The organism is Streptomyces sp. CNZ287 (genome assembly GCF_007827615.1).
On the sequence record NZ_VISV01000004.1, the window covers coordinates 74,321 to 87,545 of the forward strand.

Here is a 13,225-nt window from a genome sequence, read left to right on the forward strand (position 1 = left end):
CGTAAGGGGTGGCGGGGAGGTGGCGGGGATGTGGCAGGCGTGGGGGCGCGACGGCGATCCGCGCCCCCGTCCGGCTCTACGGCCGGGTCACCGAGGCCACCGGCATCATCCCCACCGGGTCGTAGCGCACCGACGCACCCGGGTACGGGGCGTGGACGACCTGGCCGCCGCCCACGTACATCGCCACGTGGCTCGCGTCCGCCCGGTACGTCACCAGGTCGCCCGGCTGCGCCTGGCCCAGCGGCACCTGGCGGCCCGCGTAGCGCTGCGCCTGCGACGTGCGCGGGATGGACACCCCGGCCTTGCCGTAGGCCCACTGCGTGAGGCCCGAGCAGTCGAACCCGCCGGGCGCCGCGCCGCCCCACACGTACGGGGTGCCGACCGCGCCCCGTGCCGCCGCCACCGCGAGCGCGCCGCGGCCGGAGGCCGGTGCCGGGGCGAGGTCGGGCGCCTGGGCGGAGCGGGAGGCGCGGTCGCGGCCGGTGCCGGGGCGCTCCTCCTTCGGCAGCGAGTTGAGGAGCCGCCGCGCCTCCGCGAGCCGGTCCGTGACCTCGCGCTTGTGCCCCGCCAGCGCGTCGCGTTCGCGCTCCAGGTCCGCGAGGGTGTCCCCGGCCCGTACCCGCTGCTGCTCCAGCCCGCGCTGGAGGCCGACGAGTTGGCGCAGCCGGCCGCTCTGCCGGTTGCCGATGCGCTCCAGGGCGGCGGCCTTCTCCAGATAGCCCTCGGGGCTCTCCGAGAGGATCAGGGTCAGCTTCGGGTCGATGCCGCCGGAACGGTACTGCGCGCCGGCGAGCGAACCGAGTTCGGTGCGCATCCGGTTGATCCGGGCGAGGTCGCGGGCGGCGCGGTCCTGGAGCAGGGCCGCCTTGCGGCGCAGCTCCTCGGTGCGCTCCTTGGCCGCGTTGTACTTCTCGGTGGCCCGCTCTGCCTGGGCGTAGAGGTCGTGGACGCGCTCCCTGGCCGCGGCGTGGTCGTCGGGGGCGGCCAGGGCCGCGTCGGAGAGGCCGGAGAAGACGGCGGGCGAGCCGGACAGCGCCGCCGCCGCGGCGGCGGTGAGGACGCCGGTACGCAGCCGGCCGGCACCGCAGGGCCGGGTGGATCGTCGATGTGCTGACACGCGGCAGACAGTAACCACGCGACTACGCGCCGACCAAGAACCGCCCCCGGGCGCGATGTCGGCGCCCGGGTGCCGACGCAGGTCACCCGCGGGACGTTCGAAACGCGCGGTGTCGGCAATTCGCCCGAACGGGCGGCACGGTGCCCGTAACGAAAGCCGCGGCGGGCGCCGCGGCCGGCGTCAGACGCGCGCGCCCCACATGAACGGCATGTTCCCGACGGCCTCGTAGCGGACGACCGCGCCCGGCTTCGGGGCGTGGATGATCTGGCCGTTGCCCGCATAGATGCCGACGTGGTGCAGGTCGCTGTAGAAGAACACGAGGTCCCCGGGCTGGAGCTGGCTGACCGAGGATATCCGGGTGCCGACGTTGGCCTGGTCCTGCGAGATGCGCGGCAGCGCGACGCCGGCCTGCGAGAAGGCCCAGCCGGTGAGGCCCGAGCAGTCGAAGGAGCTGGGGCCGGTGGCGCCGTAGACGTACGGGGCGCCCAGCTTGCTCTGCGCGGCGGACAGGGCGGCCGCGCCGTGGGAGGAGCCGGGGGCGACGTCGCCGAGGTCGACGCGGTCCTCCGCCTCGCGGCTGGCGCGCTGCTCCTCTTCGGCGAGCGCGGCCTGCTCCTCCTCGGTGAGCTGGTTGAGCAGCGCGCGGGCGTCGCTCAGCTTGTCCTGGACCTTCTTCTTCTGGGAGCCCAGCTCCTTGCGGGTCTCCTCCAGGTCCTTGAGCTTCGCGCTCGCCTCCTGGCGCTGCTGCGCGAGGCTGCGCTGCTTGTCGGCGATGCGTTCCAGCGACTCGGCCTGCTTGCCGCTGACCCGGTCCATCGTGGACGCCTTGTCCAGGTAGGTGTCCGGGTCGGCGGAGAGGAAGAGCTGCACGGAGGGGTCGATGCTGCCGCTGCGGTACTGGGCGGTGGCCAGCGAACCGAGGCCGTCGCGGAGGTCGTTGAGCTCCTGCTGGCCGCGGGCGGCCTTGTCCTGGAGCTCCTTGACGTCCTCTTCGAGCTTGTCCTGCCGCTCCTTGGCGCCGTTGTACTTCTCCGTGGCGCGCTCGGCGTCCTCGTACAGGTTGTCGACCTGCCGCTTGACGTCGTCCTTGTCGGGGGCGGCTTGCGCGCTCTGGGTGGAGAGGGCGACGGCCGCGGCGGCGGTCGCGGTGAAGACGGTGACCCTGGCCCGGTTCGGCTGCTTCGGTCGACGGTGGGACGCCACGAAGGCGAGCTCCTCTTCCTCCAGCCGCCCGACCGTGGCTTTGGGGATGCCCCGGTACCGGCGGGACCTTCGCCATCGCCCCGGATGAGCGATCGACTGCACGAAGGTTCGGGCCAGACACTAACGAGGCACGGGCGATCCGTTCAAATCCCTCCGGCAAAAAAGTCCCCCCGAAGCGCGTTTCTTTACTCACATCACACGGCCAGTAGTCACTGTTCGACAACGAGTTGGACTCGGAGCGGCGAACTGTCCGTACCCGCGAGGGACGGCGGGGTTGTCCGAACTCGCCCGTGTTTCCCCGGGTTGTCAGCTCCGGGCGAGCCGCTTGAGGAGCAGCGCGGACGATACGGGCCGGGCGCCCGCGGCGGCGACGCCGTCGGCGACCTCGCGGTCGGCGGAGACCACCACGACGGGTCTGCCGGTGGGTTCGGCCCGGACGAGCCGGCGGATCAGCTCGTCCGCGGTCTCCCCCGGCTTGCTGAAGAGCACCCGCACCCCGCGAGGCGGCGCGAGCAGCACCGGCGCGGCCAGCTCCGCGCCGTCGAACACGCACGTCACCTCCGCACCCGTCTGCGCGGCGAGGCCGGCGAGGCCGCCGAGGAGACGCAGGCGCTGCTTCTCCAACGGGAGCGTGGGATAGCCGGTCTTGGTGACGTTGTAGCCGTCGACGACCATGTGCGCCTGCGGCAGCGCGAGCAGTTGGTCGAGGAGCGCCGGGTCGGTGGCGGAGAGGGCGCGGGCGGCCACGTCCTTCGGCGAGATCGTGCCGGGCTCGACCGCGCCGACGGTGTCCGCGGGGGTCATCCGGGTGGGCGGCAGGGCGAGTTCGCGGCGGAGCCCCTGGGCGGCGTCGAGCACGGTGTCGAGGAGGAGGCGTACGCGCATGTCCTCCACGCTGCGCCCCTCGCGGGCGGCCCGGCGGCTGGCCTCCAGACCGGACTCGGCCTCGCCGAGGCGGGCGCGGAGGCGGCGGGCCTCGCTCTCGGCGGCGGCCAGGTGGGCGGCGGCCTCCTCGCGTCCCGCGGCGGCCTCCTGCTGGAGCTTGCGGACGGCGGCCTCGCCGCGCTTGACGTCGCTGAGCGCGCTGCGCAGCCGGCGGTGCAGGCCCTCGTTCTCGCGGCGCAGCGCCTCCAGTTCGTGCCGGGTGCGCTCCGACTCGCCGCGGGCGGCGGCGCGGGCCTCGGAGAGCTCCGTACGCAGCCGGGCCAGCTCGCGGGCGGCCTCCTCGCCGGCCCGCTCGGCGCCGGCGCGCTGCTCCTCCTCGCCGGCGGCGGCGATGAGCTTGACCCAGCCGGGGGGCCGCAGCAGGTACGCGAGGGCCGCGACGTCGACGGGCTCGGCGGCGGCCGGCGGGCTGCCGCCGCGCAGCGCGGCGGCCAGCTCGGGCTGGAGCTCGGCGGCCCGCAGGGCGATCCGCTCGCGGAAGGCGGCGTCGGCCGCCAGCGCGGCGGCGATGGCGTTGCCGGCGAGCTTGACGCGGCGGGACGGGGTGAAGCGGGCGTACTGCCGCAACTGCGGCGGCAGCTCCGCGACGGTCAGGCCGCCGAAGGACTCGTCGGCCAGGGTGACGATCCGGCGGCGCACCCCCTCGGGCAGCGGGCCGTCGAGCACCTCGGCCGCGTCCTCGTCGGAGGAGACGCCCGAGCCTTCCCTCGGCTCCACCACCGGTCACCCTTCCGCTTCAGCGATCCCCGCGGCTTCGGCCGGTCCTTCCGGCGCCGGCGCCGGCCCGGCGCACCGACCTCGTCGCAGGCCGTGCCCCCACCCTACGACCTGGAGCGAGGTCTTAGGCAGACAGATAGAGTGAGCGCCGCACGCGGGTCCGAGAGGGAGAGCGCACACATGATCACTGCGATCGTTCTGATCAACACCGACGTGGACCGCATTCCCGAGATCGCGGAGTCGATCGCCGCGATCGACGGGGTCAGCGAGGTGTACTCGGTCACGGGGGCGCACGACCTGATCGCCATCGTCCGGGTGGCGCGCCACGACGATCTGGCCGACGTGATCCCGGGCCGGATCAGCAAGGTCCCGGGCGTGGCGGGGACCGAGACGCACATCTCCTTCCGTACGTACTCGCAGCACGACCTCGAAGCCGCGTTCGCCATCGGCCTGGAGGAGTAGCGGGGTGCGCGCTCGGGGCCGTAGATGAAGAATCTCTCATCCGTCCTTCACGCTGTACGGCATCCGCCGGCCGCAGCCTCGGACACATGGCTTTCTCGAAGCGCATGGCCGCACTGACCGCCGTGGTGGCGATCCCGCTGGGCATCGCCGCGACCAGCTACGCCCTGACCGACGACCCGGAGGACCCCGCTCCGCCCGCCCGGGTGGAGATGGAGGGAGGCACGTCCTCCCCGCCGGGGTCCGCCTCACCGTCGACCGGCACGTCCCCCGGCGAGGAGACGGGCAAGGAGACGGTCTCGCCGCCGCCTGTGCGCGACGGCCCCACCACGGATCCGTCGGGCAGCGCGAGCGGAGACGACGACGCCGACGACACGGGGGACGACTCCGGCGGCGGCAACGACGACGATGAGTTCGACGACTGATCGATGATCTCCGCGCGTGCCCGCATCCTCCTTCTCCTGCTGGTGGTGATGGCGGCGGCCCTCGCCGCCGTCGCCGGTACCACCCGCTCCATCCTGCTGCGCGACCTGGAGCACCGGGTCGACCAGCTGCTGGCACAGGAGACGCGGGAGTTCGCCAGCCTCTACGAGCGGGGCGTCGACCCGGAGACGAGCCGCCCCTTCACCGACCCGGAAAGGCTGCTGACGGTCTTCCTGGAGCGGCAGTACGCCGACCCGGACGAGGAGCTGCTGGGCCTGGTGCGCCAGCGCGGCGACGGGCCGAAGCAACTCGTCCAGCCGCGGGACCTGACGATGTCCCGGCCGCTGGAGAACGACAAGGCGGGCCGCCGGACGATCTTCGAGTCCGGCGACCGCACGGGCTTTCTCGACCGGCCCTCGGGCGAGGTGCGCTGGGCCAAGGCCGGCATCGGCGCGAAGGAGGAGCCGGACGCGGCGGCGTTCGTCGTGGCCATCCACACCGAGCGCGAACGCGAACAGGTGAGCGATGTGTTCGTCATCATGCTGATGATCTCGGCCATGGCGCTGGTGGTCGTCAGCGCCATCGGCTGGGCGGTGGCGGGCCGGATCCTCGCGCCCGTACGGCTGGTGGGACAGACCGCCGCGCAGTTGACGGAGCAGGACCTGACCCGGCGGATCCCGGTGCGCGGGCGCGCCGACCGGGACGAGACGGCGGCGCTCGCCGCGACCTTCAACGCCATGCTGGACCGGCTGGAGCGGGCGTTCGCCGCCCAGCGGGAGTTCGTCGACGACGCCGGGCACGAGCTGCGTACGCCCATCACCATCGTGCGCGGGCACCTGGAGCTGATGGGCGAGGACCCGGCGGAGCGCGAGGAGACGCTGCGGCTGGTCACCGACGAGCTGGACCGGATGACCCGGATCGTGGAGGACCTGCTGCTGCTCGCCAAGGCCGAGCGGCCGGACTTCGTCCAGCCGGAGCCGGTGCAGTTGGCGGAGCTGACCGCGGACGTGTTCGTCAAGGCCAGGACCCTCGGCGAGCGGGACTGGGAGCTGAGCGAGGTCGCCGAGGGCGAGACGCGCCTCGACCCGCAGCGCGTCACGCAGGCCATGGTGCAGCTCGCCCAGAACGCGGTGCAGCACACCGCGCCCGGCGGGCGCATCCGGATCGGCTCGCGGACCGCGGAAGGACACGTCGAGCTGTACGTCGCCGACAGCGGCCCCGGCATCCCGCCGCAGGACGCCGGCCTCATCTTCGAACGTTTCCGCCGCGGCACCGCGCGCCGCGGCTCCCGCGGCGGCGGCGCGGGCCTGGGCCTGGCCATCGTCAGGGCCATCGCGGAAGGCCACCGCGGCCACGTCGAACTCAGCCCCACCGACGGCGGCGGGGCCACCTTCACCCTGATCCTTCAGGAGGGTCTGTGATGAACCGGATTCTCATCGCCGAGGACGAGGAACGCATCGCCTCCTTCGTGGAGAAAGGGCTGCGCGCCAACGGCTTCACCACCACCGTCGCCGCGGACGGCGACACCGCGTACGAGCACGCCCTCACCGGCGGCTTCGACCTGGTCGTCCTCGACATCGGGCTGCCGGGACGGGACGGCTTCACCGTGCTGCGCCAACTGCGCGAGGCGCGCTCGGCGGTGCCGGTGATCGTGCTCACCGCGCGGGCGTCGGTCACCGACACCGTCGCGGGCCTCGAAGGCGGCGCCGACGACTACATGACCGGACCGGCGCCCGGCCGGCGGTCGCGAGCGGGACCCGCAGCCGAAAGCATGTGCACCGGCGGGCAGACGGACCCGGCCGGAGGCCGCCCGCGGGGTCAGGACGCGGTCGCAGTCCGGTCCTCGCCGGAGGCGGGGACGCAGCGGCCGTCCACCGTACGGTACGACCACCGCGCCCCGTCGCGCACCAGCGACCCCAGCGCCGCCAGGAACCGGTCCACGTGCTCGTCCGGCGTGCCCGCCCCGAAGCTCACCCGCACCGCGTTCAGCGGCCGCTCCCCGTCCCCGGCGCCGCCACCGCACTCGGCCGGCTCCCCCGCCTCGCCGAGCAGCGCCCGCACCAGCGGGTGGGCGCAGAAAAGCCCGTCGCGCACCCCGATCCCGTGCTCCGCCGACAGCGCCGCCGCCAGATGGGAGCTGCTCCATCCGTCGACCACGAACGAGATCACCCCGACCCGCGCCGCGTCCGCACCGAACAGCGACAGCACCCGCACCCCCGGCAGCTCCGCGAGCCCGTCGAGGACCCGCGCCACCAGCGCCCGCTCCCGCGCCACCAGTTCGCCGAACCCGGCCTCCGTCAGCGCCTTGCACGCGGACGCGATGGCGTACGCGCCGATGACGTTCGGCGACCCCGCCTCGTGCCGCGCCGCCGTCGTCTGCCACTCGACGTCCACTCCCCCGTCGGCCGCGCGCAGCACCCGCCGGCTGGCGCCGCCGCCCGCGAGGTACGGCGGCGCGGCCTGGAGCCAGTCCGCCCGCCCCGCGAGGACGCCGGCGCCGAAGGGCGCGTACAGCTTGTGGCCGGAGAAGGCCACCCAGTCCACGCCCAGATCCGCCACGTCCACCGGATGGTGCGGCGCCAACTGCGCCGCGTCCAGGACCAGCCGCGCCCCGTGCCGGTGCGCCGCCGCGGTCAGCTCCCGTACGGGCCACAGCTCGCCGGTGACGTTGGAGGCGCCCGTCACGCACACCAGCGCCGGACCGTCGCCGACCCGCGCCGCAAGCGCCGAGTCCAGCGCCGCCACGGCCTGCCCGGGGCCGCCGGGAGCGGCGAGCACGGTGACCCGGCCGGCCGCGGACCCACCGTGATGCCAGGGCAGCAGGGCGGCGTGGTGCTCGGTCTCGAAGACGTAGACCTCGGTCCCCGGCGGCAGCGCGGTCGCCAGCAGGTTGAGCGAGTCGGTGGTGGAACGGGTGAAGACGACCTGGTCGTCGGGGCGGCAGCCGAGGAACCCGGCGACCGTCGCCCGGCTGGACTCGAAGAGTTCGGTGGAGAGTTGCGAGAGGTAGCCGGCGCCGCGGTGCACGCTGCCGTAGTACGGCGCGTAGGCGGCGACGTCGTCCCAGACGCGCTGCAGGGCCGGGGCGCTGGCGGCGTAGTCCAGGGCGGCGTACTCGGCGTCGCCGCCGGTGACGAGCGGGGCGCGAACGTCCCGGCCGAGGACGGGCAGACAGGCGGGGGTGAGCGTGGACGCGGACATGCGGAACTCCCGTGAGCAGGCGTCGAGATGTGCGGGGTGACGGGCCCGTACGGCCCGGAAAGGACGCGCGCGACGCTCGGCGGCGACGCTGCGGAAGGACGCGCGCGGCGGCGAGGGGCGGAAGGCCCCTAGCGCATTCGCTTGCTCACGGCGATACTCCCTCGGCCGACCAGGACCCCTGGATTCCGAGGGGTCCGCGCTTGCCGCAGACCTCGCTGCCTGCGGCCCGGTCATCACCCGGGGCACCCCGCCACGGACGGAGGGTTGCCGGACAGCGGGCCGGGGCCTTGATCGCTGTCGCTCGTGACCTGGTCAGGAGTATGCGCACCGGAGAGCCGCGGCGCAACCCGGCTGCCCGGACTGTCCGCAACTCTCCGGATATCGGCGGGGGTGGCCCGTACCGGCAGCCCTCCGCCTGCGCCTCAGCGGTTGCTGGCCGCGACCCAGCGCTCCAGCGCCCGCAGCGCGGAGCCCGAGTCGATCGACTCCGCGGCCCGCACGATGCCCGCCGCGATCCGGTCCGGCAGCGGGCCGTCGGCGTCGGCGTCCAGGGCCGTGAGCGCCGCCGCCGCGTTCAGCAGCACCGCGTCACGCACCGGGCCGGTCTCGCCGGCCAGCAGCCGGCGGGCGACATCGGCGTTGTACGAGGCGTCCGCGCCCCGCAGCGCCTCCACCGGCACCAGCTCGATGCCCACGTCCCGCGGGTCGAACCGCTCCTGCCGCACCGCGCCGCCGCGCACGGTCCACACCTGGGAGGTGGCCGTCGTGGTCAGCTCGTCCAGCCCGTCGTCGCCGCGGAAGACGAGCGCCGAGGTGCCGCGCTCGGCCAGCACCCCGGCCATGATCGGCGCCATCCGGGCGTCCGCGACGCCGGTCGCCTGCGCCCCGACCCTCGCCGGGTTGGTGAGCGGGCCGAGGAAGTTGAAGGGGGTGCTGACGCCCAGCTCCTTGCGGGTCTGCGCGACGTGCCGCATCGCGGGGTGGAACTTGACCGCGAAGCAGAACGTGATGCCCGCCTCCTCCGCGACCTCGGCGACCCGCCCGGGCGCCAGGTCCAGGTTGACCCCCAGCTTCTCCAGCACGTCGGAGGCGCCGGAGGCGGAGGACGCTGCCCTGTTGCCGTGCTTGACGACCCTCGCCCCGGTCCCGGCGACGACGATCGCGGACATGGTGGAGATGTTGACCGTACGGGCCCGGTCGCCGCCGGTGCCGACGACGTCCACGGTCGGTCCCGGGACGGCGATGGTGTGGGCGTGCTCGTACATCGTGCGCACGAGCCCGGAGATCTCCGCGACCGTCTCGCCCTTGGCGCGCAGGGCGACCGCGAAGCCGGCGATCTGCGCGTTGCTCGCGGTGCCCGACATGATCTGGTCCATGGCCCAGGCGGTGTCCTCGGCGCTGAGGTCCTGCCCGGCGATCAGCGCGCTGATGACATCCGGCCAGGAACGCGCCGCCGTGCTGTCGCCTCCTGCTGCCGTCTGCACGCTCATGGCACACCGTCCCGGGGGTCGTCTCAGTTGTCGGGCGTCAGCCTATCGACCGCAGAGTACGCCGAAGGGCCCCCGTCCAACTGCTGGACGGGGGCCCCGGCGGTGATCGCCCGGCGGCGGACAAGCCCTAGTGGTGCCCGTGGCCGCTGGTGATCTCCTCGTACTCGCGCCGGGTCGGCTTCGCGATCTGGCCGGCCTCGCCGTAGTAGCCCTGCGACAGCCTGGCCCGCAGCTTCTCGACCGGGCCCTGCTTGCGCACCACGCCGTTGTCGTCGACCGTCGGGCCGAGCTCCAGCGGCGTGTACTGGTCGTGCGCGGTGAGCTTGTGCATCTCCTCCTGCGACAGCGACTCGTGCACCTCGATGAACTCGCCGTGCGGCAGCCGCTTGATGATGCCCGTCTCCCGGCCGTGCAGGACCTTCTCGCGGTCCCGCCGCTGCAGCCCGAGGCAGATGCGCCGGGTGATCCAGAAGGCCACCACCGGGGCGACGAAGAAGGAGACCCGCACGAACCACGTGATCGACTCGATCGAGAGGTGGAAGTGCGTCGCCCACAGGTCGTTGCCGCCGCCCATCAGCAGCACGAAGACCCAGGTCAGCCAGGCCACCCCGTAGGCGGTACGGGTCGGCACGTTGCGCGGGCGGTCCAGGGTGTGGTGCTCGCGGTGGTCGCCGGTCACCCAGGTCTCGAAGAACGGGTAGGCGACCATCGCGATCGGGACGACGCCCACGATCATCAGGGGGATGAACACCCCGAAGTTGATCGTGTATCCGCCGGGGATGACCCATTCCCAGCCGGGCATGAACCGGATCAGCCCCTCGGTCCAGCCCATATACCAGTCCGGTTGGGCTCCGGTGGAGACCAGATCTGGTCGGTACGGTCCCAGATCCCAGACCGGGTTGATGGTGAACATGCCCGCGATCACCGCGACCACGCCGAAGACGAGGAAGAAGAACCCGCCCGCCTTCGCGACGTAGATCGGCATGAACGGCGCGCCCACGACGTTGTCGTTGGTCTTCCCGGCGCCCGCGAACTGGGTGTGCTTGTGGTAGAAGACCAGGATCAGGTGGAGCACGAAGAGCCCCAGCATGATGCCCGGCACCAGGAGCACGTGGATGGCGAAGAATCTCGGGATGATGTCCGTCCCGGGGAACTCACCGCCCCACAGGAAGAACGCCAGGTAGGTGCCGACCACCGGGGTGGCGAGCGTCGCGCCCTCCATGAAGCGGACGCCCGTGCCGGAGAGCAGGTCGTCGGGGAGCGAGTAGCCGGTGAAGCCGGCGATGCAGCCGAGGACCAGCAGAGTGAAGCCGAAGAGCCAGTTGACCTCGCGCGGCTTGCGGAACGCGCCGGTGAAGAAGACGCGCATCATGTGCGTCGCCATGGCGGCGATGAAGATCAGCGCGGACCAGTGGTGGATCTGCCGGATGAGCAGCCCGCCGCGGACGTCGAAGCTGATGTCCAGCGTGGAGGCGTACGCCTCCGTCATGTGCACGCCGTTCATCGGCGCGTACGAGCCGTGGTAGGTGATCTCCGCCATGCTCGGCTTGAAGAACAGCGTCAGGTACACGCCGGTCAGCAGCACGATGAGGAAGGTGTACATGGCCACTTCCCCGAGGAGGAAGGACCAGTGGTCGGGGAACACCTTGCGGATGTTCTTGCGGCCGGCGGCGTGCAGGCCGAGCCGGGCGTCCGCCCAGTCGGCGACTCTCTCACCTCTGCCGGGTGGTTTGCGGCGTGTGTCTGTCGTGGTGGTGCTCATCCGCGCTCCCAGAAGCTGGGGCCTACCGGCTCGTCGAAGTCGCCGAGCGCGTACAGGTAGCCCTCGTCATTGACCGTGATCCTAAGCTGCGGCAGGGGGTGCCCGGCCGGGCCGAAGAGCACGCGCGCGCCGTCGGACAGGTCGAACGTCGACTGGTGACACGGACACAGCACGTGGTGCGTCTGCTGCTCGTACAGGCTGACGGGACAACCGACGTGCGTGCAGATCTTGGAGTAGGCCAGGATGCCCTCGTGTCCCCAGTCCGCCGACTTCTTGTCCTTGATGTCGCCCGGGTGGATCCGGACGAGCATCAGCGCCGCCTTGGCGATCTCGGTGTTGAAGTCGTGGTCGCCTTCCTTCAGCCCTTCGGGCTTGGCGAAGGAGAGCGAACCGACGGTGATGTCCTCCGGGCGCAGCGGCTCGTCGGTGTTCATGTTGATGAGCAGCTTGCCCTTGCCCCACAGGGTGTGGCGCAGCTTGGTGCCCGGCAGCGGGCCGAGGTCGCGCAGCAGCACGACGCCGGCGAGGGGCACCAGCGTGAGCGCGCCGAGCATGGTGCGGCGGATGATCTTGCGGCTGCCGATCGCCGATTCCTCGGTGCCCTGGCGCCACTGGGCCTTGGTGATGGCCTTGGTCTCTTCGGAGGACTCGATCTGGTGCCGCTCCTGGATGACCTCCACGTCCGACATCAGCGTGCGGGACCAGTGGATGGCACCGGCGCCGATGCAGAACAGCGCGAGGCCCAGGGTGACGCCGAGGGCGAAGTTCAGCGCGCTGATGTGGCCGAGCGGGAAGATATAGACGATCTTGTCGACGTCGATCGCGACGAACGAGACGATGAAGCCGACGGTCGCCAGCATCGACACCGTGAAGAGCAGCGAGACGGTGCGCTCGGAGCGCTTGGCGGCACGCTCGTCGATGTCCTGCTTGCGCGGCTCGTGCGGCGGCAGGCCGGGGTTGGCGAACGGGTCGCGCTCCTCGACCGCGACGCCCCCGCTCTCCTCGCCCTCCCGGACGGTCGGCAGGTGCTCGCCGTTGTTCTCGTTCTCGGAGCCAGGCTGGCTACTCATGACTTCTTGGCCTTTGCAGAGCGGGCGGTGATCCAGATCGTCAGGATGACGAGGGAGCCGAGCCCGAAGACCCAGGCGAACAGACCCTCGCTCACGGGGCCGAGGCCGCCGAGGCTGAAGCCACCGGGCGACTCGGCCTCGTCTCCGCCGACCTCGTCGAGGTAGGCGATGATGTCCTGCTTGTCCGAGGTGGTGAGCAGCTTGTCGGGGAAGGACGGCATGTTCTGCGGCCCCGTCTGCATCGCCTCGTACATGTGCTTCGGATCGACGCCGTCGATGTTCGGCGCGTACTTGCCGTCGGTCAGGGCGCCGCCCTTCCCGGTGAAGTTGTGGCACTGCGCGCAGTTCGTACGGAACAGGTCACCGCCGCGGGCGACGTCGCCGCCCGCCGGGTCGTACTGGCTCTCCTCGGGGACCGCAGGGCCCGGGCCCAGGGAGGCGACGTACGCGGCGAGCTGGTCGATCTCCTTCTGGGTGTACACGCTCGGCTTCTTCGGCGCCTGGGCACCCTGCTGCTGGAGGGGCATCCGGCCGGTGGAGACCTGGAAGTCCACCGCGGCCGCGCCGACGCCCACGAGGCTGGGGCCGTCGCTGGAGCCCTGCCCGCCGGTGCCGTGGCAGCTCGCGCAGCCGACCCGGAAGAGCTTCTGTCCCTCTTCGACGGCGAGGGACTGTGCGCTGGTCTCGTCGGCCTGCGCCTTACCGGTGGGCGCGAATGTGGCGTACAGCCCCCCGGTGGCCGCCAGCGCGATGAGTAGGACGACGAGCGCCGCCAGCGGATGGCGCCGTCGTGCGGAGAGCTTTTTCACGGATTACCCCGGTATCAGGATCTTCAGCG

Annotated in this window: 11 protein-coding genes, 1 pseudogene and 1 riboswitch; of the genes and pseudogenes, 4 read left to right on the forward strand and 8 right to left on the reverse strand. The window is 72.5% G+C overall.

What is annotated here, in order from left to right:
- Positions 1 to 76 precede the first annotated feature (76 nt).
- The 3 genes from FB457_RS10405 to FB457_RS10415 form a co-directional block, all read right to left on the reverse strand.
- Entirely contained in the window at positions 77 to 1,117 is a 1,041-nt protein-coding gene (locus tag FB457_RS10405) for an NlpC/P60 family protein (RefSeq protein ID WP_145781618.1), read from the reverse strand.
- 180 nt (positions 1,118 to 1,297) lie between these two features.
- Positions 1,298 to 2,320, reverse strand: coding sequence for a C40 family peptidase (locus tag FB457_RS10410; protein ID WP_047015318.1), 1,023 nt, complete (start codon positions 2,318 to 2,320; stop codon positions 1,298 to 1,300).
- Positions 2,321 to 2,626: 306 nt separating this feature from the next.
- Positions 2,627 to 3,985 carry an NYN domain-containing protein gene (locus FB457_RS10415; protein ID WP_047015319.1) on the reverse strand — a complete coding sequence of 453 codons (1,359 nt, stop codon included), beginning with the start codon at positions 3,983 to 3,985 and terminating at the stop codon, positions 2,627 to 2,629.
- Between the two features lie 177 nt (positions 3,986 to 4,162).
- Here FB457_RS10415 and FB457_RS10420 point away from each other — a divergent pair, with 177 nt between their 5' ends.
- From FB457_RS10420 to FB457_RS10435, 4 genes and pseudogenes are all read left to right on the forward strand, one after another.
- On the forward strand, positions 4,163 to 4,444 hold the full coding sequence (locus FB457_RS10420) for an Lrp/AsnC family transcriptional regulator (RefSeq protein WP_047015320.1): 282 nt from the start codon (positions 4,163 to 4,165) through the stop codon (positions 4,442 to 4,444).
- A gap of 104 nt (positions 4,445 to 4,548) precedes the next feature.
- Positions 4,549 to 4,866, forward strand: a complete 318-nt coding sequence (locus tag FB457_RS10425; RefSeq protein ID WP_052770237.1) for a hypothetical protein — start codon at positions 4,549 to 4,551, stop codon at positions 4,864 to 4,866.
- 3 nt (positions 4,867 to 4,869) lie between these two features.
- Entirely contained in the window at positions 4,870 to 6,285 is a 1,416-nt protein-coding gene (locus tag FB457_RS10430; RefSeq protein ID WP_145781620.1) for an ATP-binding protein, read from the forward strand.
- A pseudogene (locus tag FB457_RS10435) lies at positions 6,285 to 6,593 on the forward strand (response regulator); the annotation flags it as partial. The gene FB457_RS10430 and the pseudogene FB457_RS10435, both read left to right, overlap by 1 nt.
- Positions 6,594 to 6,682: 89 nt before the next feature.
- On the opposite strand, the gene FB457_RS10440 reads toward FB457_RS10435, so the two are convergent.
- From FB457_RS10440 to qcrC, 5 genes are all read right to left on the reverse strand, one after another.
- A complete protein-coding gene (locus FB457_RS10440) occupies positions 6,683 to 8,065 on the reverse strand; it encodes an aminotransferase class V-fold PLP-dependent enzyme (protein ID WP_145781621.1) in 1,383 nt (460 codons plus the stop codon).
- A gap of 191 nt (positions 8,066 to 8,256) precedes the next feature.
- Positions 8,257 to 8,374, reverse strand: a riboswitch (SAM riboswitch).
- Positions 8,375 to 8,487: 113 nt separating this feature from the next.
- Entirely contained in the window at positions 8,488 to 9,555 is a 1,068-nt protein-coding gene (gene trpD, locus FB457_RS10445) for an anthranilate phosphoribosyltransferase (RefSeq protein WP_047015324.1), read from the reverse strand.
- Positions 9,556 to 9,682: 127 nt separating this feature from the next.
- A complete protein-coding gene (gene qcrB / locus FB457_RS10450; RefSeq protein ID WP_047015325.1) occupies positions 9,683 to 11,317 on the reverse strand; it encodes a cytochrome bc1 complex cytochrome b subunit in 1,635 nt (544 codons plus the stop codon).
- Entirely contained in the window at positions 11,314 to 12,387 is a 1,074-nt protein-coding gene (gene qcrA / locus FB457_RS10455; RefSeq protein ID WP_047015326.1) for a cytochrome bc1 complex Rieske iron-sulfur subunit, read from the reverse strand. The genes qcrB and qcrA overlap by 4 nt, the downstream gene beginning before the upstream one ends.
- Positions 12,384 to 13,196, reverse strand: coding sequence for a cytochrome bc1 complex diheme cytochrome c subunit (gene qcrC / locus FB457_RS10460; protein ID WP_047015327.1), 813 nt, complete (start codon positions 13,194 to 13,196; stop codon positions 12,384 to 12,386). The genes qcrA and qcrC overlap by 4 nt, the downstream gene beginning before the upstream one ends.
- Positions 13,197 to 13,225 lie beyond the last annotated feature (29 nt).